The organism is Micromonospora palythoicola, from assembly GCF_036689795.1.
GTDB classification, from domain to species: Bacteria; Actinomycetota; Actinomycetes; order Mycobacteriales; family Micromonosporaceae; genus Micromonospora; species Micromonospora palythoicola.
Window position 1 is genome coordinate 17,769 of sequence record NZ_JBAGKI010000051.1, and the last position, 25,729, is coordinate 43,497.

Sequence of the window (25,729 nt, forward strand, 5' to 3'; positions counted from 1 at the left end):
ACGTCCGATAATCGGACGCTGTTGTCCGCTTCTTGAAGCGTCCCGTACATTCTTGTCTCGTGTCAACGCAGCTGCCCACTCTCGTCGCCGGCCTGGTCGACGACGCCGCCGTCTTCCCGCCGGGCAGCGCGCCGCTGCCCGACGCCGTGGCGGCTCACCGGCGGCACCGCGCCGCGTGGTACGCCGACCTGGTCGGCCCGCTGCTGCTGCCCGCCTCGGCGATCACGGCGGGCGAGCTGAGCGGTCTGGTCGACCCCGAGGAGAGCTTCGCGATCGGGCTGGTCGGTGACACCGGCCTCGACCGGCTGCCCTTCGCGCTGTCGTTCCTGCCCCCGCTCGGGGTGACCGCCCGACAGGTCGAGGTGCCCGTCGCGCGGCGGGGCGAGGACCCCCGACCTGGACTGACCGAGCTGGTGAAGCTGGCCGAGCGGCTGGACGGCGTCCCCGTCTACGCGGAGGTGCCGCTCACCTTCGGGTTGATGGATGCCCTGGACGCGCTCGCCGACGCCCGTGCCCGGGGGACGTCGGTCGCCGCCAAGTTCCGCACCGGCGGGCTGGCCGCCGAGCTGTTCCCGACGCCCGCCGAGCTGGCCGCCGTGATCTGCGCCTGCCGGGACCGGGAGCTGCCGTTCAAGCTGACCGCCGGGCTGCACCACGCGGTGCGGAACGTCGACCCGGAGACCGGCTTCACCCACCACGGCTTCGGCAACGTGCTCGCCGCGACCCTGGCCGCCGCCGAGGGCGCGACCGTCGGTGCCGTCGCCGAGCTGCTCACCGTGCGCGACGAGCGCCCGCTGGTGCAGGCCGTCGACGGTCGGCACGACGCGGCGCGCCCGCTGTGGGTGGGGTTCGGCTCGTGCAGCATCGTGGAACCACTTACCGATCTGATCCGGCTCGGGCTGGTGAACGGAGGCTTCGAGGCATGAGCGAGAGTCAGCCGGCGAGCTGGGTGCCGGGCGCGGAGGGTTCCGGGTACGGGGTGCACCACCTGCCGTACGGGGTGTTCCGGGTGGGCGACGACGAACCGCGCATCGGCGTACGCGTCGGCGACCTCGTGCTGGACCTGGCCGGTGCGGAGGCCGCGGACCTGGTGCTGGCCGGTGGCGCGCTGGGCCGGCCGACGCTCAACACGTTCCTGGCGCTCGGTCGTCCGCAGTGGACCGCGGTGCGGGATCGGATCACCGAGCTGCTGACCGACCCGGCGCACCGGGCTGCGGTGGAGCCGCTGCTGGTGCCGGTGGACGAGGTGCGGATGGAGCTGCCCTTCGAGGTGGCGGACTACGTCGACTTCTACTCCTCGGAACACCACGCGTCGAACGTCGGCCTGATCTTCCGTCCCGGCCAGCCGCCGCTGCTGCCGAACTGGAAGCATCTGCCGATCGGCTATCACGGCCGGGCCGGCACGGTCGTGGTCTCCGGCACCCCGGTGGTGCGCCCGCAGGGGCAGCGCCCCAGCTCGGACGGGCCGACGTTCGGCCCTTCGGCGCGGTTGGACATCGAGGCCGAGGTCGGGTTCGTGGTCGGGGTGCCGAGCCCACTCGGCCGCCGGGTGGCCGCCGCCGACTTCGCCGACCACGTCTTCGGCGTGGTGCTGGTCAACGACTGGTCGGCACGGGACATCCAGGCGTGGGAGTACCAGCCGCTCGGGCCGTTCCTGGGCAAGTCGTTCGCCACCTCGGTCGCCGCCTGGGTCACTCCGCTGGACGCGCTACGGGACGCGTTCGTCGCCGGCCCGACGCAGGACCCGCCGGTCGCCGACTACCTGCGCGACGAACCGCACCAAGGGCTGGACCTGCGGCTGAAGGTGAGCTGGAACGGGGAGCCGGTCAGCGAGCCGCCGTTCGCCGACATGTACTGGACCCCCGCCCAGCAGTTGGCGCACCTGACCGTCAACGGCGCCTCGCTGCGCACCGGCGACCTCTACGCCTCCGGCACCGTCTCCGGCCCTCGGCGCGACCAGGTCGGCTCGTTCCTGGAACTCAGCTGGGGCGGCACCGAACCGGTCACCGTGGGTGGGACGGAGCGCACCTTCCTGGCCGACGGTGACACGGTGACGATCACCGCCACCGCACCCGGCCCGGACGGCACCACCCTCACGTTGGGCGAGGTCACGGGCACCGTCCTGCCGTCGAACTGACCTGAACCCGACAGCTGTCCTTGATCGCACAGCGGGTGCGATCAAGGATCGTCACCGTCTTCGTTGATCGCCTCGGAATTCCGTCGCCATGCCGCGCCGGGCCGGCCGGTGCCCCCCTTTCCGGTCGGCCCGGTCCCCGGGTGGCGCGACGTCGAGACTGAGGGAGATGACGACGATGCACGATCTCGTGGACGCGGTCTGGCGGACCAGCAGCCGCTCCAACGACCAGGGTCTCTGCGTGGAGGTGGCCGACAACCTGGCCGCCGTCCGCGGTGTGGTGGGCATCCGCGACTCGAAGGACCAGGCCGGGCCGGTGCTCGTGGTGAGCCCGCCGGGCTGGACCGCGTTCGTCGACGCGATCCGGGACGGCCGGTTCGTCGGCTGATGCCGGTAGCAGGGGGTCTCCGGCGGAGGATTCTCCGTACGGGGACCCCGAGCCACGCTCACGCCGCGTACCGTCGGTGCCACGGGAGGTGGCATGTCGACCGTTGCGGTCAACGGCGTGGTCGCGGCATCCGCGGCCGATCTGTGGCGGGTGCTCACCGACCTGTCCAGGTGCGGTGATCGGCCCGTGCGACTGCTGACACCGGGTACGTTCGGCCCGGGTACGTCTTGGCGGGAGATCCGCAGGCGACCGGGCGGCGGCACGATGGCCGAGGATTTCGTCGTGCTGGCCGCCGAGCCGCCCCGGCGGCTGGTCCTCGGCTCGCCCGGTGACGGCGTCGACTACCGGATCACCTGGACGCTGCGGGACATCCGCCGTCGCGGACGTCGCTGCGCCTCCGTGACGGTGACGGTGCGGGCTCAGCCGGCCGCGGTGACCGGCCGGGCGCTGGCACTGTTGCTCGGTGGGTTGGCGGCGCGAGCGGCGGAGCGGGTGCTGCGGCAGGACATCGCCGCCCTGGCCGCCGCAGCCAGTGCCCACCACGCCGACGTTGCCTGATCCACCGCCGCTGACCCCGTCTCCCGGGCGCCCCACGCCTCCGCTACGGCCGGACCCGCGCGGGTGTTCTCGCGAGTTGCGGCAAACAGTGGCATCACGCCCATCGAGAGGCCGCGGCATGCCGCATGTCGCGACGGTCGGCGGCGAGTTCGACTGGCCTGGGACGGGCGCGACGGGGTCGGCGGGCGCGGCGCTCGCTGGGCGGGCTTGGTGGGCGGGTTTGGCTGGGCGGCTCGGGGCGGGTTCGGAGGCGGCTGGGTAGGGTGCCGTGCGGAGGTGCGGCATGGGGTGGGCGGCGGGTCGTCGGCGGATCGTGGCGGCGGTGGCGGCGGTGGGTGTCGCCGCGGCGGCCGGGGTCATCGCGTACCGGGTCCTGGCGCCGGCCGAGGTGAGCACCCCGGCCGGGGACGACTACCCGGCGCGGAGCATGCCTGACCCCGGGGTGACCGGTCGCCTGCCGGTCGCTCCGCTGATCGTCGACGGTCGGCTCCGGGTGTACGCCGCCCCCCGGCAGGTGTACGCCGACCAACCGGTCGACAGCCGCAGCCGACGTACCCCGTACTGGTCCTTCCGGCGCTGGCCGGCGAGCCTGGACGCGGTGGTGGCGAGCGGGACGACCGTGGTGAGCCGGTGGTCGGACGGGCAACTCGTGGCGATCGAGGCGCGTACCGGTCGGGTCGCCTGGCGGGCGGCGGGGCCGGAGCCGGCGGCGGAGCGGGTGGCCCGACGCACCGGCACGGCCCTCGTCTGGCGGCCGAGCGGGCTCACGGTGAGCCGTACCGCCGACGGCCGTCACGTGGTCGTCAGCTCCGGCGACGGTGCGGTCCAGGCGGTCGACCTGGCCGATGGCGGACAGCTGTGGCGGGCGGCGGTGCGCTCCGGCTGCCGGGAGCCGGTGGGTGCCGGCTCGGGTGGTCGGCTGCTGACCGTGGACGACTGCGACGGTCCGGCGGTGGTCGAGTTCCGGGACACCGCGACCGGCGTGGTGACGGCCAGGTGGCGACCGCCGGACGCCGGTGACGAGCTGACCGCCGCGCTGCTCGGCTGCCGGCCGGACGGTGACGGCTGTGCCGCGCTGCGCACCGCCCGCCCCGGCGACGGGCCCGCCCAGGGTTGGTTGCTCGGCCCGGCGGATCCGGTCCAGGTGCCGTCGCTGGACGGCCCGGGCACCGAACTGGTCGACGGGACGGCGGTGAGCCTGGTCGACGGGGTGTTGATCGGCAAGGCGGTGCCCGGTGGCGAGGAACGCTGGCGGGCCGAGGTCGGCCCGGGGCGGGTGATCGCGGTCCAGCCCGGCCGGGTGCACGTGCTGACCGAGGCGAACGAACTCGTCACGCTGGACCCGGCCACCGGTGCACGACTGTCCGGCTTCGTCCTCGACATCGGCTCCGACGGCACCGGGTGGGCACCGGGCGACGCGTACGCGGCCGACGGCTTCGTGGTGGTGGAGCGGCTGCGTCGGCCGGTGGACCGTGATGCTGACGACCAGCGGTACTACCTCACCGCCGAATCGTTGATCGTCGCCGCGACGTGAGCGACAGTGACAAGCGTCAGCTCGACAAAACGGACATAAGTTATTTATAGTCCCACTGTGCGTCTTTTGGCAGCCCTGATGGGCGTGATCGTCATCCTTGTCGCCGCCGCTCCGGCGGAGGCCGCCGCCCCGACCGGACGGACCGTCCGGCTGGTCAAGACCGAAGGGGTGGACATCACCGTGCCGGCGGCGGTCAATCTCGGCACCGCCTTCACCGGCGGGGTGCTGACCGGGCCGATGGGTCGGGTCGAGGTGACGGACGTCCGTGGCCCGGTCAACCCGAACACCTGGGTGGCGACGGTCTCCGCCACGATCTTCACCACCGGTGGGGGTGGGGCGCAGCGGACCATCTCCAACGCCTCGGTCTTCTACTGGTCCGGGCCGGCGGTGCAGAGCACCGGTGGCGGCACGCTGGTGCCCGGGCAGCTCACCCAGGCGCAGGCGGTGGCGCTGAACGTGACCCGGGAGGCGTTCCGCAAGACCTCCGGCAACGGCAACAACCGGGTCGCCTGGAACCCGAGCCTGCGGATCGTCGTGCCGACCGGCATCGTCGCCGGCACCTACACGGGCACGATCACCCACTCTGTCGCCTGATGGGTTATTTGTCCAAAACATCCCTCTGCGTGCCGATCGTGCGCTCTAGCGTCGTCGGCATGAGGAAGCCACTTCTTACCCTGACTGCCGCCGCGGCCGCCGTGGTGGCCCTGGCGGCGCCCGCCGCCGCCGCACCGTCCGGCGACACCATCGTGACCTTCACGGTCTCCACCGCCAACCTGGACATCACCGTCCCACCGGCGGTGAACCTGGGGGCCGCCTTCGCCGGCTCCACCATCACCGGGGAACTCGGCAACGTCACGGTCACTGACAGCCGGTCGGCGCTGACCGCCACCTGGACGGCGACGGTGAGCACCACCGCCTTCACCACCGGCAGTGGCACGCCGGAGGAGACGATCCTGCCGAACCTGGTCGAGTACTGGTCCGGCGGTGCCATCGCCACGACCGGTACCGGCACCTTCGTGCCCGGCCAGCCCACCCAGGCCGACGCGGTGGTGCTGAACGTGCCGAGGGTCGCCTTCTCGAAGACCTCCGGCTCCGGCAACAACTCCGCGACCTGGGCACCGGACATCCGGATCACCATTCCGGGTGGCGCGGTCGGCGGCACCTACACGGGGGTGATCACCCATTCGGTGGCATGACCGCGTCAGCGCCCTCACCCTGGCCGTGACCGTTCTGGTCACGGCCGGGGTGCCGGCGTCGACCGCAGCCGGGGCGGTGCCGGTGCCCCGGGCGGTGACGCGCGCCGAACCGGCTCCGCCCGATGTCGTCGACCTGCCGGCGGCCGATCGCCGGGACGGCCGATCCAAGCCGCCGCAGCCGAGCGGCAGCGCCTCGCCGAGTCCCAGCGGCCCCGACGTGTCGGTCGGGGTGCGCCTGCTCGACGCACCGGTGAACCGCCGCGACGACTCCCGGGCGCACAAGTACATCGTCGACCACGTCAAGCCCGGCACCACGATCAAGCGGCGCATCATGGTCAAGAACTCCTCGGAGATCCACCGCAAGGTCGCGCTCTACGCCGCCGCGGCGGCGGTGACGAAGAAGGGCTTCGTCATCGCGCCGGACCGGACCGAGAACGAGCTGAGCAGTTGGATCCGGGTCGAGCCCGGCGAGGAGGCGCTGGCCGCCGGCGAGGAGGTGGAGGCGCTGGTCACCATCCGGGTGCCGCGGAACGCCGAAGCCGGCGAGCGGTACGCGGTGGTCTGGGCCGAGATCTCGGGCACGGACGGCCAGCAGATCCGCAACGTCGGTCGCGCCGGCATCCGGGTCTACCTGTCGGTGGGCCCGGGCGGGGAGCCGCCGTCCGGCTTCGAGATCGGGCCGCTGACCGGCCTGCGGGAGCCCGACGGCACGCCGATCGTCACCGCCGACGTGCGCAACACCGGCAAGCGGGCGCTCGACCTGGCCGGCGAACTCCGGCTCGCTGAGGGGCCGGGGGGTCTGGCCACCGATCCGGTCCGGGTCGAGGCCGCGACGCTGCCCCTGAACGGCAGCACCACCGTCCGCATCGCGCTGGACTCCCGCCTGCCCGACGGGCCCTGGTCGGCCAAGCTCGACCTGGCCAGCGGCTGGACCAAGCGCAGCGCCAGCGGCACGGTCAGCTTCGGCGGCACGACCGTCCCGGCGGCGGCGAGCGCCGACCGGTCGAGCGCGGTGCTGGCCGGCGGACTGGTCGCCTCCGGGCTGGTGCTGGCGTTGCTGTTCGGCTTCGCCTACCGGCGGCGGTCGCAACAGCGGGAGCCGGTGCCGCAGGGGTAGAAGACTCCGGGCCGGTCCGCTGGGGGATGGCGGACCGGCCCGGTACGGCTCTCGGCGGGCCGGTCCGGTGGCCACCTCCGGCTCTCCGGTGCGCCCAGCGGCGGGCCCGGCTCAGCCCAGGGCGGCCTCGGCGGCCGCCAGGAAGGCGTCGTTCTCAGTCGGGGTGCCGATGGTGACGCGCACCCCGTCACCGGGGAACGGACGGACGATCACACCCCGCGACTCGCACGCCTTGCCGAACTCCACCGCCCGGTCGCCGAGTGGCAGCCAGACGAAGTTGGCCTGGCTGGCCGGCACGCCGGGGACGAGCTTGGCCAACGCCTCGCCGACGCGCTCGCGTTCGGCCACCACCAGCGCGCACCGCCGGCGTACCTCGTCGGCCTGGGCCAACGCCGCCAGCGCGCCCGCCTGGGCGGCCATGCTCGTGGAGAACGGCGTGACGACCTTGCGGACCGCCGCCGCCACCTGCGGCTGGGCGACCAGGAAACCGATCCGCAGGCCGGCCAGGCCCCACGCCTTGGACAGGGTGCGCAGCACCGCGACGTTCGGCCGGTCGGCGTAGTCCAGCCCGTCCGGCACCGCCGGGTCGGTGACGAACTCGCGGTACGCCTCGTCGATCACCACAAGCACGTCGTCGGGTACGGCGTCGAGGAAGCGGTCCAGCTCCGCTCGGCGTACCGCGGTGCCGGTCGGGTTGTTGGGGTTGCAGACCAGGATCATCCGGGTGCGGTCGGTCACCGCCGCGGCCATCGCCCCCAGGTCGTGCCCGTGCCCGGCGTCGTTGGGCACCTGCACGCTCGTCGCGCCGCTGGTCGCCGCGATGATCGGGTACGCCTCGAACGAGCGCCACGAGTAGACGAGTTCGTCGCCGGGCAGGCAGGTGGCGCGGACCAGGTGCTCGGCCAGCGCCACCGAACCGCAGCCGGTCGCCACCCGGTCGACGTGCACCCCGTACCGCTCGGCGAGCGCCTGGCGGAGCGCGACCACGCCCATGTCCGGGTAGCGGTGCACTCCGGCGACCGCCTCGGCCACCGCGTCCACCACGCCGGGCAGCGGGCCGTACGGCACCTCGTTGCTGGCCAGCTTGATCGCCTCGGGCAGGCCCAGCTCACGGGCCAGGTCGGCCGGGCTGCGGCCGGGCACGTAGTTGGGCAGCGCGTCCAGGTCGGCGCGGGTCAGTCGCACCGCCGCCTGGTCTCGTCCGTCGGTCATGAGGTTTCTCCCGGGGGGTTGGCGCGGTCGTCGGGGGTACGCGGAAGCTGGACCACCACGGTCTGCGCCCGCTTGTCGTGCAGCGCCTGCCGTAGCGGATGGTCGAACAGCGGTGAGAGCGCGTCGATCAGTTGGAGCAGCAGGCCGAGGCCGCAGCAGTACCAGAGCAGCGTGGGCAGGCCGAGTGTGTTCCACCGGCGCAGCGCCCGGCCGAAGCCCAACGGCGCGTCCGCCTCGACCGGCACCGCCCGGACCCGCAGCAGCCGCTTGCCGAAGGTCTGCCCGCTGGCGGCCATCGACGGCACCTCGTAGGCCAGCCAGAGCGCGGTGGCGATGAGCAGGATCGTCACCACCAGCGCGCCGGCCTGGTCGCCGGCGGCGGGCAGCGGGTCGGTGGTGCGGTCCTGGGACTGCACCCGGCGCCAGAACTCGTCAAGTGGCGCCGACAGTTCCTGCAGGTAGCGCCAGACGAACCAGCCGTTGACCAGGGCGTTGAGCAGGACGACGACGCCGAAGTCGATCAGCCGGGCCGCCAGCCGGGCACCGAACGAGGCCAGCGGCAGGCCGTGCGGGCGAGGGGCCGGCGGACGTCCGGGCCAGGTCGGGTACGGCCAGCCGGGCGGTGGCCCCTGCGGCGGGTTCCCGCTCGGCCAGGTCGGTGGCGTGCCCGGCTGCCCCTGCCCGCCGGGCCAACCCGGCGTCCCGTCAGCCGGCCGGCCCGTCGACAGGCCGTGCGGCCAGGTGGTCGGCGCGGTGCCGGCGGAGGGCAGGTCGGGCCCGGGTGGTGTCGAGACGGACGCCGGGGAGGTGGGCTCCGGTGCCGGCTCGGGCGGGGGTGGGCCCTCGGGTGGCGTGGCCTCCACCGGGATGGGCGCGCCGATCCAGCCCTCGCCGTCCCAGTACCTGCGGGTCTCCGGGTCGGCGGGGTCGACGTACCAACCGGGTGCCACGCTCACGGCGCGGCCTCGCTGCGCTCAGTCACCTCGACACCTTAACGACGACGGTCCCGGCGAACTTGTCGTGGAGGCACTGCTGCCAGGGCTTGTCCCACAACTGCCAGAGGCCGTCGACGTAACTGCCACCCGGCACCAGGGCCCCGCCGACGAACTGCACGAGGTAGCGCCTGCCGGCCATCCGACGGTCCAGGCTGCGGGTCGGGTCGAGGGGGACCACGCGCAGCTTCATCACGTTCTTGCCGACGGTCTGCCCGGTGCGCTTCAGATACTCGACGTGGTAGAGCCAGTAGATCCCCAGCATCAGCACGACCAGCCCGGCCTGGAGCAACAGCATCGGCAACATCACATCGGTGAACATCGTGGCCGGGTCCGGCTCGGCGGGCGTGCCGTCCGGGTTGGTCCAGCCGAGCGTGGAGAGTATCCGCCACCAGAAGACCAGGAAGATCGGCACGAAGAGCACCATGAGGACCCCGGTCGCGATGGCCCCGTCGATCAGGTACGCCAGCAGCCGGTCACCGAAGCTCGCCAGCGGCTGCCCGCCCGGACCCAGCACCGGCGGTGGCGGTCCGGCGGCCCAGCCGGGCGGTGGCGGTCCGGCGGCCCAGGGCGGCTGCGGAGCGTACCCCGGTGGACCCGGCTGTCCCGGCGGCGGCTGGGCGGGCGGGGCCCACTGCGCCGGAACCGGTGGCGGGTTGGTGGACGGCGTGACACCGCCGGCCGGTGGTTCGCCGGCCGGCGGTGTCGGGGGCGGGGGAGGCTGGGTCACGCTCGACAGTGTTACAGGTTGCCGCGCTTCTCCTGCTCCCGCTCGATGGCCTCGAAGAGCGCCTTGAAGTTGCCCTTGCCGAAGCCGAGCGAGCCGTGCCGCTCGATCAGCTCGAAGAAGACGGTCGGCCGGTCCTGCACCGGCTTGGTGAAGATCTGCAGCAGGTAGCCGTCCTCGTCCCGGTCGACCAGGATCTTGCGGGACTTGAGTTCCTCGATCGGTACGCGTACCTCGCCGATGCGGGCGCGCAGCTCCGGGTCGTCGTAGTACGAGTCCGGGGTCTCCAGGAAGTCGACGCCGGCCGCCCGCATCGCGTCCACGCTGGCCAGGATGTCGTTGGTGGCCACGGCGATGTGCTGGGCACCGGGGCCCCGGTAGAACTCCAGGTACTCGTCGATCTGCGACTTCTTCTTGGCGATGGCCGGCTCGTTGAGCGGGAACTTCACCTTGCGGGTGCCGTTCGCGACGACCTTGCTCATCAGCGCCGAGTAGTCGGTGGCGATGTCGTCGCCGATGAACTCGGCCATGTTGGTGAAGCCCATGACCCGGCGGTAGAACTCGACCCACTCGTCCATCCGGCCCAGCTCGACGTTGCCGACCACGTGGTCGACGGCCTGGAAGAAGCGCTTCGGCTGGATGCCGGCGTCGATCATCGGCTGCCGGTCCACGATCGGGCCGCGGGCGACGAAGCCGGGCAGGAACGGACCGGTGTAGCGGGACCGGTCGACGAGCGTGTGCCGGGTGTCGCCGTACGCGTCGATGACCGCGAAGCGGACCGTGCCGTGCTCGTCGGTCAGGTCGGTCGGCTCGGTCCGGCCGTTCGCGCCCTGCTGGACGGCGTGCGAGTAGGCCGCATCGACGTCCGGCACCTCCAGCGCGATGTCGATCACGCCGTCGCTGTGCTTCGTCACGTGTTCGGCGCCGGGCGCGTCGGGGCGTACCGCGCCGGTCAGGACGAAACGGGCGGAACCGCTGGTCAGCACGTACTCGGCGTAGTCCCGGTAGCCCTGCTCCGGCCCCCGGTACGCCACGCAGGTCATGCCGAACGCCGTGGAGTAGTAGTGCGCCGCCTGCTTGGCGTTGCCCACCATGAAATGCACGTAGTCGAGGCCCTTGACCGGGAACGGGTCCTTGCTGGTGTCGTGGTCGACGGCGCCGACGAGAGCGTCGACGTCCACCTCCTCGGTCGGCTGGGGTCGGTCGATCGCCTGGGTCATGGTGGCCTCCCTCGCGTACCGGCCGGCCTGGTGGGCCGACGGGATCGTGTGCTGTGTGCCGAGCATCGCGGTGACCGGGCGCACTGGGCAACCCTCACGGCGTACGCTGGTCAGGTTGCACAAACGGTATGGTCCTCACGCATGAACACTGGTCAGGTTGCCCAGCTCGACGAGCTGGACGTGCGACTCATCGAACTGCTCGCCGAGGAACCCCGGATCGGCGTGCTGGAGTGCTCGCGCCGGCTCCGGGTCGCCCGGGGGACCGTCCAGGCGCGGCTCGACAAGCTGGTCGGCCGGGGCGTCATCGCCGGCTTCGGGCCGGATCTCGGCCCGGCCGCGCTCGGCTTCACGGTGACCAGCTTCGTCACTCTGGAGATCAGCCAACGGCACGGGCACGACCCGGTCACCCGGCACCTGGCGGCGATCCCCGAGGTGCTGGAGGCGCACACCATCACCGGCTCGGGCGACCTGCTCTGCCGGATCGTGGCCCGCTCGAACACCGACCTCCAGCGGGTGATCGACCAGATCGTGGCGTACGAGGGGATCACCCGTGCCTCCACCATCATCGCGTTGGCCGAGCAGATCCCCTACCGGGTCCTGCCACTGCTGCGCTCGGCGGTGCGGTGAGTCCGGTCAGTTCGCCGCGAGCGTGTCGCCCAGCGGGGTGCGGCGATAGCGGACGGACCGGCCGGAGCGGACCCGGGTGATCAGGCCCGCGTCGCGCAGCACCGACAGGTGGTCGCCGACGCCGCCCAGGCTCATCCCGAGCTGCCCGACGAGCTGGCTGGTCGTGGCGGGCAGGGCGAGCGCCCGCAGCACCGCCGCGCGGGACCGCCCGACCAGCCGGTCCAGCGCGTCCTCGGGCCGGCCCGGGTCGGGCGGGCCGAGGAGCTCGGCCACCCCGGAGGCCCGGTAGACGATCGCGAACGGCCACGGCGGCTCGACGTAGTTGATCATCATGCCGAAGACCGTGGGGATGAAGAGCAGGCCCCGGCCGTCCAACGAGTAGCTCCGGGGGTCGCGGTCGGCCACCTCGATCGCGCCGAGGCCGCCGCCGGAGACCCAGCGCAGCCTCGGGTCCAGGTCCGCCACGGCGGCCCCCCAGCCGTACGCGAGCAGGCGGCCCGCGCGGTGTACCAGGTCCCGTTCCAACACCGCCCGCAGTCGCGGCCAGTCCGGCTGCACCAGGGCCGTCCAGGACGCCTCGATCGCGTCGGCCAGCCGGTCCACGACGTCCGGCGCGTCGTAGATGCGGTGGGCGTACGCCGGTGGGGTCGGCAGTCCGGCGAGATTGCGGGACAACTCGTCGCGGGCCTGCCCGAGCGGCGTGGCCCGGACCACGGCCAGCTCGTCGGCGAAGGTGCGACCGGTGCCGGCGGGCGGCGGCTGGATGAAGTCGGCGTTGTAGCCGCCCCGGCGCAGCAGCGCCATCAGCGCGCCCACCGCCGGGCAGTCCCGGCGCAACCGCTCGAACACCGGTCGGGTACGGGCCACCCAGGGCGCCAGCCCCGGCACGGCGTGTTGGCCGGTGTGCAGCCGCAGCGCCCAGACCGCCTCGCCCAGCGGCGAGACGGCGTACCGGCTGGCCGCCACGTCCGCCGGGGTGACCTCGATCCGCATCGTCCGACCTTTCGTCCTCCAGCGAAAGGATAGAGGGCTCCGGTACGGGCCCACCAGGCTGGCTGGCGTGACCGACACCAGCATGGGCCGGCCGGCCCTGGCCGACCGGCCAGCCACGTTCCGGGACGTACTCGCCGTCGCCGAGTTCCGGGTGATCTTCGCCAGCTACGGGATCTTCATGATCGGCGAGACGGTGAAGATGCTCGCCCTCTCCGTGCTGGTCTACGAGCGCACCGGCTCCGGTCTGCTGGCCGCGCTCGCGTACGTCACCGGATTCCTGCCGCACGCGCTGGGTGGGCTGTTCCTGCTGGCCCTGGCCGACCGGTGGCCGGCCCGCGCCCTGATCGTCGGCTACGACCTGGTGCGGCTGGCCACGGTGGTGGTGCTCGCCACCGGTGTGCTCGCCCCGTCGGCGATGCTCGGCCTGGTCGCCGTCGTGGCCCTCTTCGGTCCGGTGAGCAGCGCGTCCCGCACCGCGTTGCTGCCCGAGATGCTGCACGGCGACCGGTACGTGCTGGGTCGTTCGTTGCTCACGGTGGCCGCCGGGGGCACGCAGGTGGCCGGTTTCGCCGTCGGTGGTCTGCTGCTCGGGCTGGTCGGCCCGTACGGCGCGCTCTGGTTGACCGCGGCGACCTGTGGCCTCTCCGCCCTGCTGGTGCGGTTCGGGCTGACTCCTCGTCCCGCCCGCGCCGCCCGGACGGGCAGCGGCCCGAGAACCGGTGCGTTCCGGGAGACCCTGCGGGTCAACCGGCAGCTACTGGCGGATCGCCGGATCCGTGGCCTGCTGCTCGCCCAGTGGTTGCCCGGCTCGCTGCTGGTCGGCGCCGAGGGAGTGGCGGTGCCGTACGCGGCCGACCTCGGCCCGGGTGCCAGCGCCGGCGTCCTGCTGATGGCCGGTGCGGGCGGCATGCTCGTCGGTGACCTGCTGGTGGGGCGGTTCGTGGCACCGGCCCGGCGGGAACGCCTGACGCCGTGGCTCGCGCTGCTGCTGGGCGTACCCATGCTGGTGTTCCTGGCCCGGCCGGCGCTGCTGCCCGCGGCGGCCCTGTTCGCGGTGGCGACCGCCGGGTTCGCCTACCAGCTCGGGCTGGCCCGGCGGTTCCTCGACGCGGTGCCCGAGGCGCGCCGGGGGCAGGCGTTCGGACTGGTCAACACCGGCATGATGGCCGCGCAGGGGTTGGCCGCCGCCGGGGCCGGCGCGCTCAGCGAGGTGCTCGCCCCGGGGGTGGTGATGGCCGGCGCGGGGGCCGCCTCGGCCATCGCGACGCTGCTCCTGTGGCCGGTCCTCGCGGTGCCGGCGGTGCGGCCGACGCGATCTTCCCGGCGCGACACGCGGGGTGGTGCGGGCGGTGGCGAGCGTGGCTGGCTACCGTGTCCCGGTGGCGAAGGGGAGCGGCCTCGGCGTACGTAGCTGGCTGCTGCTCGGCCTGATCACGGTGGTGGTGCTCGCCGCCACCGGAGTCTGGAACCCGTTCCCCACCATGTGGGACTGGGTCAACCGGCCCCAACCGATCTCCCAGCCGGACGTGGTCTGGCAGCAACGTATCGGTGGCACCCCGCGCAGCGTCACCATCGCCGGGCAGAGCGTCGTGATCGAGCAGCGCACCCGGGTGGAGGCCCGCAGCCTGGCCGCCGGCACGCAGCTGTGGGAACGCAAGGCCGACTGGAGCGCGGTCACCGGCGCCGGGCAGGAAGCCGTCGTCGTCGTGGGCAAGCTGCTGGTCAAGGGGTACGAGGTGCTCGACCCCGGTACCGGGGTGACCCGCCGCCGCGACGACGACGCGGTGGCCGTCTGGACCTACCGCAACCTGCTGCTGGACGCCCGCTGCGTGGAGGCCACCGACTGCACGCTGAGTGCCTGGGACCCGCGCGGCACGACTCCGCTGTGGACCGCCTTCCTGCCCGGAGTCAGCACCGGCCTGCTCGCCGACAACCCGAATCTGCTCGACACCCGGCGGCTCAGCGGCAACCGGATCGACGGCGAGGTGGCCGGCCCGGAGGCGGTGCCGCCGCTGCTCGGCTTCCCGGTCGACGGCCGGGTGCACGTGGTGGACACCGCCACCGGCCGGGTGCTCCAGAACGTCGAACCCGGTCGGGAGGAGCGGCTCGCCGTGATCGGCGGGCGCCTGCTGCGGATCACCGCCCGGTCGCAGGACGGTAGCTGCTACTACGCCATCTCCGGTCGGGACTCGGCCACCGGCCAGGAGGCGTGGCAGCAGTCGGGACTCAACCTCCGCACCGCCGACAGCGCCGGTTGCGTGCAGCGGGAGGACCCGTACGGTGCCCGCAACGTGCTGCTCGGCGTGTCGCCCGACGGCCGGGAGGCGGTCCTCGACGCGTACGACGGTCGGTTGTTGCTGGTCACCGCGAACGGTGAACGGGTGCTCGCCGTCGACGACCGGTACGCGCTGGTCCGCACCGCTGACGGTGGCGCCGTCTCCGCCCGTGAACTCGGCGCCGAGCGCACCCGGTGGAAGCGGCCGGCGGGGAAGAAGGCGGATGCCGCCCTCACCCCGTACGCGGCGATCGTCGCCGACGAAAAACCCAATCGGCTGGTCGCGCTCGATCCGCGTACCGGGCGGGAACTGGCCGTGCTGCGTACCTCCGCGAACGCCCTCGCCGTGGGCCCCGCCGGCATGGTGATCGGGGAGGGCCGGGAGATCGGGTACGTCCGCTTCGGCGCGACGGCCGGCGGCACGCCGGGCGAGGCCGACAGGGCCGACCCGGGGCCCGCCGGCAGCGGCGCGGTGCCGCAGCCGCAGGACAGCTGCGGTCCGAAGAACGAGCTGTGCGCCGCCCCTGACCCCGGCAAATGATCGGGCCCCCCGGTGGGTGGGAAGGACCAGACCCTCTGCCCTAGGCTTTGCCGTCATGAGCGAGCGGCAGCGAGCGAATCATCGGTGCGGTGCGATGGTGCCTCACGGCGGCACGGAGCGAAGCGGAGTGCCGTCGTGAGCGAGCGGCAGCGAGCGAATCATCGGTGCGGTGCGATGGTGCCTCACGGCGGCACGGAGCGAAGCGGAGTGCCGTCGTGAGCGGTGCCGATTTCGCGTACGCCCCGCTGCTGCCGACCGGTCCGGACCAGACGGACTACCGCCTGGTCACCGACGAGGGCGTCGACGTGGTCAACGGCCCGGGCGGTCGCCGGTTCCTGACCGTCGAACCGGCCGCGCTGACCGCGCTGACCGCCGAGGCGATGCACGACATCGCGCACTTCCTCCGTCCCGCCCACCTCGCCCAGCTACGGTCGATCATCGATGACCCGGCGGCCTCCCCGAACGACCGGTTCGTCGCGCTGGACCTGCTGCGCAACGCCAACATCGCCGCCGGTGGGGTGTTGCCGATGTGCCAGGACACCGGCACCGCGATCGTGATGGGCAAGCGGGGTCGGCACGTGCTCACCGACGGGACCGACGCGGAGGCGATCTCGCGCGGCGTGTGGCAGGCGTACACCCGGTTGAACCTGCGCTACTCGCAGCTCGCCCCGCTGACCATGTGGGAGGAGCGCAACACCGGCAGCAACCTGCCCGCACAGGTGGAGTTGTACGCCGAGGACCCGGACGGCCACCCGGACGCGTACAAGTTCCTCTTCATGGCCAAGGGCGGTGGCTCGGCCAACAAGTCGTACCTCTACCAGGAGACGAAGGCACTGCTGAACCCGACGCGGATGATGCAGTTCCTGGAGGAGAAGCTGCGGCTGATCGGCACCTCCGCCTGCCCGCCGTACCACCTGGCGGTGGTGATCGGCGGCACCAGCGCCGAGTACGCCCTCAAGACCGCCAAGTACGCCTCCGCGAAGTACCTCGACGCCCTGCCCACCGCCGGCTCGATGACCGCGCACGGCTTCCGGGATCTGGAGCTGGAGGCGGAGGTGCTGGAGTTGACCCGCAACTTCGGTATCGGCGCACAGTTCGGCGGTCGCTACTTCTGCCACGACGTGCGGGTGGTGCGGCTGCCCCGGCACGGCGCGTCCTGCCCGGTGGCCATCGCCGTGTCCTGCTCGGCCGACCGGCAGGCGGTTGCCAAGATCACTCCGTCGGGCGTGTGGCTGGAGCGACTCGAAACCGACCCGGCCCGCTTCCTGCCCGAGGTCACCGACGCGCAGCTGGACGCGACCGAGGTGGTCCGCGTCGACCTCAACCGGCCGATGGACGAGATCCGCGCCGAGTTGTCCAAGTACCCGGTGAAGACCCGGCTGTCGCTGACCGGCCCGCTGGTGGTGGCCCGGGACATCGCCCACGCGAAGCTCGCCGAGCGGCTGGACGCGGGCGAGCCGATGCCGCAGTACCTGCGCGACCACGCCGTCTACTACGCCGGCCCCGCCAAGACCCCGGAGGGCTACGCGTCCGGCTCGTTCGGCCCGACCACCGCCGGCCGGATGGACGCGTACGTGGCGAAGTTCCAGGCCGCCGGCGGCTCGATGGTGATGCTGGCCAAGGGCAACCGGTCGGCGCAGGTGACCCGCTCCTGCGAGCAGCACGGCGGGTTCTACCTCGGCTCGATCGGCGGCCCGGCGGCCCGGCTCGCCCAGGACTGCATCAAGCACGTCGAGGTCCTCGAGTACGCGGAACTCGGCATGGAGGCGGTCTGGAAGATCGAGGTGGTGGACTTCCCCGCCTTCATCGTGGTCGACGACAAGGGCAACGACTTCTTCGCCGAGGTGACCAAGCCGGTTCTCACCATCGGCCGCCACTAGGCCGGACCGCTTCGGAGACGCTGCTGCCACTGCTCGGCTGCGGCTGTCCGGCGGCTTCGTCGCATCCGACGGAACCACCTTCGACATCGGTGCGCCCGGCCCGGGACGGCCGGGCGCACCGCCCCCGTCGATCGCACCAGTAGATGCAACCAACGAGATTGTGCGGCCCGCCACTGTCGATCCACTCTCAGATCGCTATCAGGCAACTACGCCGCTCGGTATCGATGGGGTTACTCTGCTGAAAGTTGCCACCATCACGGGGTGGGAGAGTGATGCGTTTTCAGATCCTGGGGCCACTGCGGGTCGGCGGCGGCGAAGCCACCGTCACGGCAGGTCGGGATCGGGTGGTGCTCGCTGTTCTGTTGCTGCGGGCCAATCGCATCGTCCCCGTCGGGGAACTGGTCGACGCGATCTGGGAGGAGAGCCCGCCAGCCACCGCCCGGGCCCAGCTGCAGACCTGTGTGTCACGGCTGCGACAGCGTCTCGCGAGGCTCGGCCTGCCGGCCGACACCATCGTCACCGATCCGGTCGGCTACGGCATTCGGACCGACGCTGGTGAGCTGGACACGGAGGTCTTCGCCCGGGGAGTCGAGGCGGCTCGGGCCGCGGTGGCCGGCGGGGCTTTGAGCGACGCGCGCCGGCGGTTCCGAGCGGCGCTGGGGCTGTGGCGCGGGCCGGCACTGGGCGGTATCCCGAACTCATCGGTGCGGCGTCGGGCGCAGGCCCTCGACGAGCAGCGGCTGGCGGTGCTGGAAGAGTGCGTGGAGGTAGAGCTCCGGCTCGGGCATGCGGCGACCCTGGTCGACGAGTTGACCGAGGAACTGGAGCGGCATCCGTTGCGGGAGCGGCTGCGCGGCCAGCTCATGCTGGCCCTCTCCGCCGTCGGCCGGCAGGCCGACGCGCTCGGCCGGTACCGGGAGGGCCGACGCCTGTACGCCGAGGAACTCGGCATCGAGCCGGGTGCGGCGCTGCAGGATCTGCACCAGCGGGTGCTCGCCGGAGACCTCGCCGTTGCCGGGTCCGAACGCCGTGCCACCACCGCGGTCCGCGCGCTGCCCCGGGCGATCGACGATTTCACCGGGCGCGCGGAGACGGTGGCTCGGCTGATCAAGGAGATCGAGGATGGCGAGACCCGGATCCAGCTGATCGACGGGATGGCGGGCAGCGGAAAGACCACTCTGGCCGTGCATGTGGCGACCCGGGTGGCCGAGCGCTATCCGGACGCCCAGCTCTTCATCGATCTGCACGGGCACAGCGAGCGGGCGCCATTGAGCCCGTCCGCCGCCCTGACCACATTGCTGCGACAGCTCGGCGTACCCGCCGAACGCATCCCGGTCGACCCGGACGACCGGCTGGCCATCTGGCGTACCGAACTGGCCGACCGGCGAGCGCTGGTGCTGCTCGACAATGCCGCCAGCGCGGCGCAGGTGGCGCCGCTGTTGCCCAGCGGTGCCGGCTGCCTGACCCTGATCACCAGCCGCCGTCGGCTGGTCGGTCTCGACGAGGGTCGGCCCTCGTCCCTGCCGGTGCTCGACGTCGACGAGGCGATCGAGCTGCTCGGTCGGGTCGCCGGTGACGACCGGGTCGCGGCGGAACCGGCCGCCGCCGTCGAGGTGGTCCGCCGCTGTGGGCATCTACCACTCGCCATCCGCCTGGCCGGGGCCCGGCTGGTCCACCGGCCCCGGTGGCGGATCGCCGACCTGGCCGAGCGGCTCGGCGGCAACCGTGACGCGTTGGCCGAGCTGGCCCTCGGGCATCGTTCCGTCGGCGATGCCTTCGCCCTGTCGTACGCACAGGTGTCAGCGGCGGCCCAGCGCACCTTCCGGCTGTTGGGACTGCATCCGGGCGCACGGGTCGACAACACCACCGTTGCCGCGCTGGCCGACGTGCCGTTGGCCGAGGCCCAGGACCTGCTGGACGAACTGGTCGACGCCCACCTGATCGACGAGCCGGTGCCGGGCCGGTACCGGCTGCACGACCTGGTCCGCGAGTATGCCCGGACGCTGTCGGCCGATCCGGCCAACGGGACGGAGCGGCGGGATGCGCTGCGGCGTCTACTGGATCATCACCTGCACGTGGCGGCGGCCATCGGCCGGGAGAGCGAGTCGCCCGGCAGCCGCACCACCCTCAGCCTGCCCGACCCACCGCGACCCGATCTGGTGACGATCTGTGTCGAGCAGGGTCTGGCCTGGTTCGACGAGAACCGATCCGCGTTGGTGGCCCTACCCGGTCTGGCGGAAGCGGAGTTTCCCGAGCGCGCCTGGCAGCTGGCCCGGGCCAGCTGGCGGCTTCTCTACAACGGCGGGCACCTCGACGAACTGGTCGAGACGCACACGGTGGGGCTCCGGGCGGCCGAGACGGTCGGTGACGAGTCGGCGCAGGCACTGATGCTCAACTACCTGGCCTCCGCCTACTTCCGCCGGGCCGACTTCCGGCAGGGCGTCCAACTGTTGGAGCGGGGCGTCGAGCTGTGCCGGCGGAGCGGCCCGGGGCACCTGCTACGCAGTCTGGTGTGGAATCTCGGCATCAACAGTTGGGCCGGCGGTGACACGCGTCGCGGGATCAAGTACTTCCGGGAGGCGGCGACACTGCTGCGCGGTGTCGACCGGTTGGCCGAGTTGAGTGCCCTGCTCAACAACATGACCTACGTGCTGTGCATGTGGGGACGCTACGACGAGTCCCTGAAGTGCGGCCGGAATCATCTGATGCTCGCCCGCGAGATCGGTGACCGCCGGCAGTTGGCCAACGCGATAGGGCATGTCGGCATCACCCGGCACCGGCTCGGCCACACCGGACCGGCGCGCCGGCTGTTGCGGATGGCGTTGCGCCTGCACCGGGCCGGGAAGAACCGCTTCGACGAGGGCGAGATGCTCAACGAACTCGGCGTGATGGAGCGGGAGGCAGGGCGTCCCGACGAGGCGGCGGCGCTGCACCGGCAGGCGTTCATCGCCATCAGCGAGGCCGGTGACCTGGCCGGCCAGTGCGCGTCCCGCAATCTGTTGGCCCGCGCCATCCTGGACCAGGATGACGTACGCACCGCCCAGGACCTGTTCGGTCGCGTCCTGGTTGACGCCACCCGAATCGGTCACCGGTTCGAGCAGGCCCGGGCGCTGGACGGCATTGCCCGGTGCCTGCTGGACAGTGACCCGGCGGCTGCCCGCTCACACTGGGTTCGGGCCCTGGCGTTGATGCGTCAGGTCGAGTCGCCAGACGCGGACGAGGTGCAGCGGCTGCTCGCCGAGCTGGACAGCGCCGTGGCGCGACCGGGCGAGTCGTGAGGATGCGGTTTCAGATTCTGGGGCCGCTGCGGGTCGGTGGGGGAGAGGCCACCGTGACCGCAGGTCGGGACCGGGTCGTCCTCGCGATCCTGCTGCTGCGGACGAATCGCGTCGTGCCGGTTGAGGAGCTGATCGACGCGGTCTGGGAGGAACGACCGCCGGCCACCGCCCGCGCCCAGCTCCAGACCTGTGTCTCCCGCCTGCGGCATCGCTTCGTGAGCCTGGGTGTCCCACCGGAGACGATCGTCACCGACCCCATCGGCTACGGGGTCCGTACCGGCACCGGCGAACTCGACGCCGAGGTGTTCGCCCACGAGGTGAGGCTGGCACGGGACGCCCTCGCCGCTGGCCGGCTCGTCGACGCGTCCCGTCACTACCGGTCCGGGTTGGCGTTGTGGCGAGGGCCGGCCCTCGACGGCATCGCCAGCCGGGTCGTGCGGCTGCGGGCCCAGACCCTGGACGAGCGGCGCTTCGACACCCTCGAAGATTGTGTGGACATCGAGCTGCGGCTCGGGATGGCGGCCGAACTGATCGAGGAGCTGACCGAGGCGGTGCAGCGGCAGCCCCTGCGGGAGCGGCTGCGGGGGCAGCTCATGCTGGCCTTGGCGGGCGTCGGTCGGCAGGCCCAGGCCCTCGCCGTCTACCAGGACGGCCGCCGGCTGTACGCGGAGGAGCTGGGCCTCGATCCCGGCACGGAGTTGCAGGACCTGCACCAGCGGATGCTTGCCGGCGACCTGCTCCTCACCAGGCCCAGGCAACTGCCGAACCCACCCGTGCGGGCGCTGCCCCGGGGGATCAGCGACTTCACCGGACGTCAGGAGGTGATCTCGCGACTGGTCAAGGAGATCGAAGGTGAGCAGGCCCGGGTCCTGCTGCTCGACGGGATGCCGGGCAGCGGCAAGACCACCCTCGCGGTGCACCTCGCGACCGGGCTGGCCGATCGGTACCCCGACGCGCAGCTCTTCCTCGATCTGCATGGCCACAGCACCCGGACCCCCCTGGCCGCCACCGCGGCCGTGGCGTCCCTGCTGCGGCAACTCGGCGTCGCGCCGGAGCGGGTACCGCTGGACCCGGACGACCGGCTCGCGATGTGGCGTACCGAGTTGACCGAACGACGGGTCCTGTTGCTGCTCGACAACGCGGCCAACGCCGAACAGGTGAGTCCACTCCTGCCTACCGGGGCCGACAGCCTGACCTTGATCACCAGTCGACGGCGCCTGGTCGGGCTCGACGAGGGGCGTCCGTACTCGCTACCGCTGCTCGATCCGGCGGAGGCGGTCGAGCTGCTCGGGCGGGTGGCGGGCGTGGCGCGTGTGGCGGCGGAGCCGTTGGCGGCCGCCGAGGTGGTGCGCCGCTGCGGCTATCTTCCGCTGGCGATCCGGCTGGCCGGTGCCCGCCTGGCCCATCGCGCCCGTTGGCAACTCAGCGATCTGATCGAGCGACTGCGCGACGCCGGCGACCCGTTGGCCGAGTTGGCGGCTGGGCAGCGCTCCGTCGGTGATGCCTTCGCCCTGTCGTACGCCCAGGTGACACCGTCGGCGCAGCGGATGTTCCGGCTGCTCGGCCTGCACCCGGGTGGACGCTTCGACAGGACCGTCGCCGCCGCGCTCACCCGACTGCCGCTGAACGAGGCGCAGGATGTACTCGACGAACTCGTCGACGCGCACCTGGTCGAGGAGCCGGAGCCGGGCCGATACCGGCTGCACGACCTGGTCGGCGAGTACGCCCGCAGAATGCTCGACGAGCCGGGCAACCGTGCCGAGCACGACGACGCCCTTGATCGGATGCTGCACCACCACGTCGACGTGGCCGTACGGATCGCGCGCAAGTTCGAGTCGTACGGCAGCCTGCGGAACTTCACGCCGCCAGATCCGCTGCGCCCCGACCTCCTGTCGCTGGCCGCCGAGCCGGGGCGGGCCTGGTTCGAGGAGAACCGCAGGACGCTCGTCGTACTGTGCCGGGTGGCCGAAAGGTCCTTTCCCCGGCGTTGTTGGCAGTTGGCGCGCGCCTGCTGGTGGCCGTTCTTCACCGGCGGGCACCTCGATGAGCTGACCGAGATGCACGACGCCGGGCTGCGGGCCGCCGAGGCGCTGGGCGACGAGTGGGCTTCGGCCCTGATGCTCAACTATCTCGCCTCTGTCTCGTTCCGCAGAGCCCGGTTTCCACACGCGATCCGGCTCCTCAAGCAGGCGGTCGAGTTGGGCCGGCGCCAGCGGTCCGGGGGGCAGTTGGCGCGCATCCTGTGGAACCTCGGCAGCGCCTACGCCAGTGCCGGGGAGAGGCAACGCAGCCTGGAGTACTACGGCGAGGCCGGGCGGCTGCTGCGGCGTGCCGACCGATCCACGGAACTGGCCACGCTGCTCAACAACATCGGCTACCTGCTCCTGCAGTGGGGGCGCTACGAGGAGGCGCTGCGCATCAGCCGTAACCACCTCATGCTCAGCCGGGTGCTGGGCGATCGCTGGCAGTTGGCGAACGCGTTGGGCCAGGTCGGTGCCGTTCGCTACCGGATGGGCGACCTGGCTCCCGCCCGCCGCCTGCTGCGCACGTCGTTGCGCCTGCACAGACTGACGGGGAATCGGATCAACGAGAGCGAGGTGCTCAACGATCTGGGCAGGATCGAGCGGGAGGCAGGGCGCCCGGAGTCGGCGGCCAGGCTCCACCGGGAGGCGTTGACCCTCGTCACTCAGGCCGGCGACCGGATGGGCCAGTTCACGTCGCAGAACCTGCTGGCCCGGGCACTGCTGGAGCAGGGCGACGTGCGCAGTGCCCGGAACCTGTTCCACCGGGTGCTGGAGGACGCCACCGGAGTCGACTTCCGGCATCAACAGGCCCAGGCCCTGGACGGTATCGCCCGCTGCCGGTGCGCCACGGACCCGGCCGAAGCCCGCTCGCACTGGATCCGGGCGCTGGCCCTGTTCCGGCAGCTCGACGTTCCGGAGCAGTACGAGGTGCAGGAATCCCTCGCCGCGTTCGGATGATCTGGCTGCCGCGAACATCTGCACGTCCGCAGCCGGCGCGGCAGGATGTAGGAGTGACGACTCCAGAGGCGACGGGTTACCGGATCGAGCGTGACTCGATGGGCGAGGTGGAGGTGCCCGCCGAGGCGCTGTGGCGGGCCCAGACACAGCGGGCGGTGCAGAACTTCCCGATCTCCGGCCGGGGCATCGAGCCGGCCCAGATCCGCGCGCTGGCGCAGATCAAGGGCGCGGCGGCCGAGGTCAACGGCGATCTGGGCGTGATCGACGCGAATGTGGCCGCGGCGATCGCCGCCGCCGCCGCGCACGTGGCCGAGGGTGGTTACGACGACCAGTTCCCGGTGGACGTGTTCCAGACCGGCAGCGGCACGTCGTCCAACATGAACACCAACGAGGTGATCGCCACCCTGGCCGGGCGGGAGCTGGGCAGCAGCGTTCATCCCAACGACGACGTCAACGCGTCGCAGTCCAGCAACGACGTCTTCCCCTCCTCGATCCACCTGGCCGCCACCGAGGCCGTCGTACGGGATCTGCTGCCGGCGCTGACCCACCTGGCGGGTGCGTTGGAGGCGAAGGCCGAGGAGTTCGAGACCGTCGTCAAGGCCGGGCGTACCCACCTGATGGACGCCACCCCGGTGACGCTCGGGCAGGAGTTCGGCGGGTACGCCGCCCAGGTCCGCTACGGCATCGAACGGTTGGAGGGCGTACTGCCGCGCCTGGCGGAGCTGCCGCTGGGCGGCACGGCGGTCGGCACCGGCATCAACACTCCGCTCGGTTTCGCCGCCCGGGTGATCGAGAAGTTGCGGGCCTCGACCGGGCTGCCGCTGACCGAGGCGCGCAACCATTTCGAGGCGCAGGGTGCCCGGGACGCACTGGTCGAGACGTCGGGGCAGTTGCGTACCGTCGCCGTCGGGCTTTACAAGATCGCAAACGACATCCGCTGGATGGGTTCCGGCCCGCGCGCCGGCCTGCGTGAGCTGCGTATCCCGGACCTCCAGCCGGGCTCGTCGATCATGCCCGGCAAGGTCAACCCGGTGGTCTGCGAGGCCGTCCGGCAGGTCTGCGCCCAGGTGGTCGGCAACGACGCGACCGTGGCCTTCGCCGGCTCACAGGGCGACTTCGAGTTGAACGTCATGCTGCCGGTGATGGGCCGCAACATCCTGGAGTCGATCCGGCTGATCGCCGCGTCGAGCCGCCTGCTCGCCGACCGGTGCGTGGTCGGCCTGGTCGCGGACGCCGAGGTCTGCCTGTCGTACGCCGAGGGTTCGCCGTCGATCGTCACTCCGCTCAACCGTCACCTCGGCTACGACGAGGCCGCCTCGATCGCCAAGGAGGCGTTGGCGAAGCAGATCTCCATCAAGGAGGTGGTGATCTCGCGCGGTCACCTCGACTCCGGCAAGCTCTCCGAGACCCAGTTGGAGGAGGCGCTCGACCTGCTCCGCATGACCCACCCCTGACCCCCTCCCGCCTGCCCTCTCGGCCAGCTTGATCGACTCCAGTTGCGGCATCTTGCGGTCATCGGCAGCCCGGACGGGCCGGGATGCCGCAACCCGAGTCGATCAATCGTCGGTGAGGCGACGCCGGGGTGCCCAGGCGAGGAAGCGGGTGAACAGCGCCGCCGGATCCGGACCGTCCTGCGGGTTCAGGCGGTACAGGTCGGCGGCCGCCTCGTGCAGCACCGCGCAGAGGTAGACGCTGAGCGCGATCCGGTCGTCGGCGTACTCGGCGACGAGATCGAGCCGCGCGGCGGCGCACGGCCAGGGCGCCGCGCAGACCCGGCAGAGCCAGAGCGGCCGCAACGGCAGGTGCGCCCGGCGCGGCGCGACCGGGGCCGTCATCCTCGGCCACCAACACCCGGACGAGCCGCCCCGAACGCGGCGCCAGGTCCGGTTCCGGCCCGGGGCGCGGTTCGAGGTGGGTCGGGCAGGCCTTCCGGGGCGCTTCGGGGAGCGGTCCGAAGGGTGGCGGGTGTGGTCCGGGACATGGTCAGCCCTTCCTGTCGAGCTGAGTCGCTTGCGTCATCGCCCCGGCGGTGGGACCGCCCGGCCGGGGGAGCGGTCGGTCCCACCTCGACGCCGC

General features: G+C 72.3%; 21 protein-coding genes. 15 read left to right on the plus strand and 6 right to left on the minus strand.

The features are described from left to right. The first annotated feature begins 59 nt into the window (after positions 1 to 59). The 8 genes from V5O40_RS20495 (at position 60) to V5O40_RS20530 (ending at position 6,927) form a co-directional block, all read left to right on the plus strand. The gene (locus V5O40_RS20495) at positions 60 to 926 is read left to right on the plus strand and encodes a hypothetical protein (RefSeq protein ID WP_332906970.1); all 867 of its coding nucleotides are present in this window, start codon (positions 60 to 62) and stop codon (positions 924 to 926) included. Then, on the plus strand, positions 923 to 2,137 hold the full coding sequence (gene fahA, locus V5O40_RS20500; protein ID WP_332906971.1) for a fumarylacetoacetase: 1,215 nt from the start codon (positions 923 to 925) through the stop codon (positions 2,135 to 2,137). Before V5O40_RS20495 ends, fahA begins: the two co-directional genes overlap by 4 nt. A 175-nt stretch (positions 2,138 to 2,312) precedes the next feature. Then, positions 2,313 to 2,522: a DUF397 domain-containing protein gene (locus tag V5O40_RS20505; RefSeq protein ID WP_332906987.1), complete on the plus strand. Its 210-nt coding sequence runs from the start codon at positions 2,313 to 2,315 to the stop codon at positions 2,520 to 2,522. 93 nt (positions 2,523 to 2,615) lie between these two features. Further along, a complete protein-coding gene (locus tag V5O40_RS20510; protein ID WP_332906972.1) occupies positions 2,616 to 3,080 on the plus strand; it encodes an SRPBCC family protein in 465 nt (154 codons plus the stop codon). 283 nt (positions 3,081 to 3,363) lie between these two features. Beyond that, positions 3,364 to 4,614: an outer membrane protein assembly factor BamB family protein gene (locus V5O40_RS20515; RefSeq protein ID WP_332906973.1), complete on the plus strand. Its 1,251-nt coding sequence runs from the start codon at positions 3,364 to 3,366 to the stop codon at positions 4,612 to 4,614. A gap of 57 nt (positions 4,615 to 4,671) precedes the next feature. Further along, positions 4,672 to 5,208 (plus strand): WxL domain-containing protein, encoded by a 537-nt coding sequence (locus V5O40_RS20520; RefSeq protein WP_332906974.1) that lies wholly within the window; start codon positions 4,672 to 4,674, stop codon positions 5,206 to 5,208. Between the two features lie 59 nt (positions 5,209 to 5,267). Continuing rightward, positions 5,268 to 5,810 carry a hypothetical protein gene (locus V5O40_RS20525; protein WP_332906975.1) on the plus strand — a complete coding sequence of 181 codons (543 nt, stop codon included), beginning with the start codon at positions 5,268 to 5,270 and terminating at the stop codon, positions 5,808 to 5,810. Positions 5,811 to 5,835: 25 nt separating this feature from the next. Continuing rightward, positions 5,836 to 6,927, plus strand: a complete 1,092-nt coding sequence (locus tag V5O40_RS20530) for a COG1361 family protein (protein ID WP_332906976.1) — start codon at positions 5,836 to 5,838, stop codon at positions 6,925 to 6,927. A gap of 111 nt (positions 6,928 to 7,038) precedes the next feature. On the opposite strand, the gene hisC is transcribed toward V5O40_RS20530, so the two are convergent. From hisC to hppD, 4 genes are read right to left on the minus strand one after another with little or no spacing between them, the layout of a single operon-like run. Beyond that, positions 7,039 to 8,139: a histidinol-phosphate transaminase gene (gene hisC / locus V5O40_RS20535; protein ID WP_332906977.1), complete on the minus strand. Its 1,101-nt coding sequence runs from the start codon at positions 8,137 to 8,139 to the stop codon at positions 7,039 to 7,041. Then, positions 8,136 to 9,095 carry an RDD family protein gene (locus V5O40_RS20540; RefSeq protein ID WP_332906978.1) on the minus strand — a complete coding sequence of 320 codons (960 nt, stop codon included), beginning with the start codon at positions 9,093 to 9,095 and terminating at the stop codon, positions 8,136 to 8,138. The genes hisC and V5O40_RS20540 overlap by 4 nt, the downstream gene beginning before the upstream one ends. A 22-nt stretch (positions 9,096 to 9,117) precedes the next feature. After that, on the minus strand, positions 9,118 to 9,861 hold the full coding sequence (locus tag V5O40_RS20545) for an RDD family protein (protein WP_332906979.1): 744 nt from the start codon (positions 9,859 to 9,861) through the stop codon (positions 9,118 to 9,120). An 11-nt stretch (positions 9,862 to 9,872) separates the two neighbouring features. Next, a complete protein-coding gene (hppD, locus tag V5O40_RS20550) occupies positions 9,873 to 11,078 on the minus strand; it encodes a 4-hydroxyphenylpyruvate dioxygenase (RefSeq protein WP_164448590.1) in 1,206 nt (401 codons plus the stop codon). A 141-nt stretch (positions 11,079 to 11,219) separates the two neighbouring features. On the opposite strand from hppD, the gene V5O40_RS20555 reads away from it, so the two are divergent. Then, the gene (locus tag V5O40_RS20555) at positions 11,220 to 11,705 is read left to right on the plus strand and encodes an Lrp/AsnC family transcriptional regulator (protein WP_164448589.1); all 486 of its coding nucleotides are present in this window, start codon (positions 11,220 to 11,222) and stop codon (positions 11,703 to 11,705) included. A 6-nt stretch (positions 11,706 to 11,711) separates the two neighbouring features. Here V5O40_RS20555 and V5O40_RS20560 read toward each other — a convergent pair whose 3' ends face one another. Beyond that, positions 11,712 to 12,698, minus strand: coding sequence for an ArsR/SmtB family transcription factor (locus V5O40_RS20560; protein WP_332906980.1), 987 nt, complete (start codon positions 12,696 to 12,698; stop codon positions 11,712 to 11,714). Positions 12,699 to 12,780: 82 nt separating this feature from the next. On the opposite strand from V5O40_RS20560, the gene V5O40_RS20565 reads away from it, so the two are divergent. From V5O40_RS20565 to V5O40_RS20590, 6 genes are all read left to right on the plus strand, one after another. Beyond that, positions 12,781 to 14,109 (plus strand): MFS transporter, encoded by a 1,329-nt coding sequence (locus V5O40_RS20565; RefSeq protein WP_332906988.1) that lies wholly within the window; start codon positions 12,781 to 12,783, stop codon positions 14,107 to 14,109. Further along, positions 14,078 to 15,514, plus strand: a complete 1,437-nt coding sequence (locus tag V5O40_RS20570; RefSeq protein ID WP_332906981.1) for an outer membrane protein assembly factor BamB family protein — start codon at positions 14,078 to 14,080, stop codon at positions 15,512 to 15,514. Before V5O40_RS20565 ends, V5O40_RS20570 begins: the two co-directional genes overlap by 32 nt. Before the next feature lie 215 nt (positions 15,515 to 15,729). Further along, positions 15,730 to 17,394 carry a fumarate hydratase gene (locus tag V5O40_RS20575; protein ID WP_332906982.1) on the plus strand — a complete coding sequence of 555 codons (1,665 nt, stop codon included), beginning with the start codon at positions 15,730 to 15,732 and terminating at the stop codon, positions 17,392 to 17,394. Positions 17,395 to 17,666: 272 nt separating this feature from the next. Further along, a complete protein-coding gene (locus V5O40_RS20580) occupies positions 17,667 to 20,672 on the plus strand; it encodes an AfsR/SARP family transcriptional regulator (protein ID WP_332906983.1) in 3,006 nt (1,001 codons plus the stop codon). Between the two features lie 2 nt (positions 20,673 to 20,674). After that, a complete protein-coding gene (locus V5O40_RS20585) occupies positions 20,675 to 23,653 on the plus strand; it encodes an AfsR/SARP family transcriptional regulator (RefSeq protein ID WP_332906984.1) in 2,979 nt (992 codons plus the stop codon). Positions 23,654 to 23,706: 53 nt separating this feature from the next. Further along, positions 23,707 to 25,107, plus strand: a complete 1,401-nt coding sequence (locus V5O40_RS20590; RefSeq protein WP_332906985.1) for a class II fumarate hydratase — start codon at positions 23,707 to 23,709, stop codon at positions 25,105 to 25,107. A 102-nt stretch (positions 25,108 to 25,209) separates the two neighbouring features. Here V5O40_RS20590 and V5O40_RS20595 read toward each other — a convergent pair whose 3' ends face one another. Beyond that, positions 25,210 to 25,488 carry a hypothetical protein gene (locus tag V5O40_RS20595; protein WP_332906986.1) on the minus strand — a complete coding sequence of 93 codons (279 nt, stop codon included), beginning with the start codon at positions 25,486 to 25,488 and terminating at the stop codon, positions 25,210 to 25,212. Between the last annotated feature and the right edge of the window lie 241 nt (positions 25,489 to 25,729).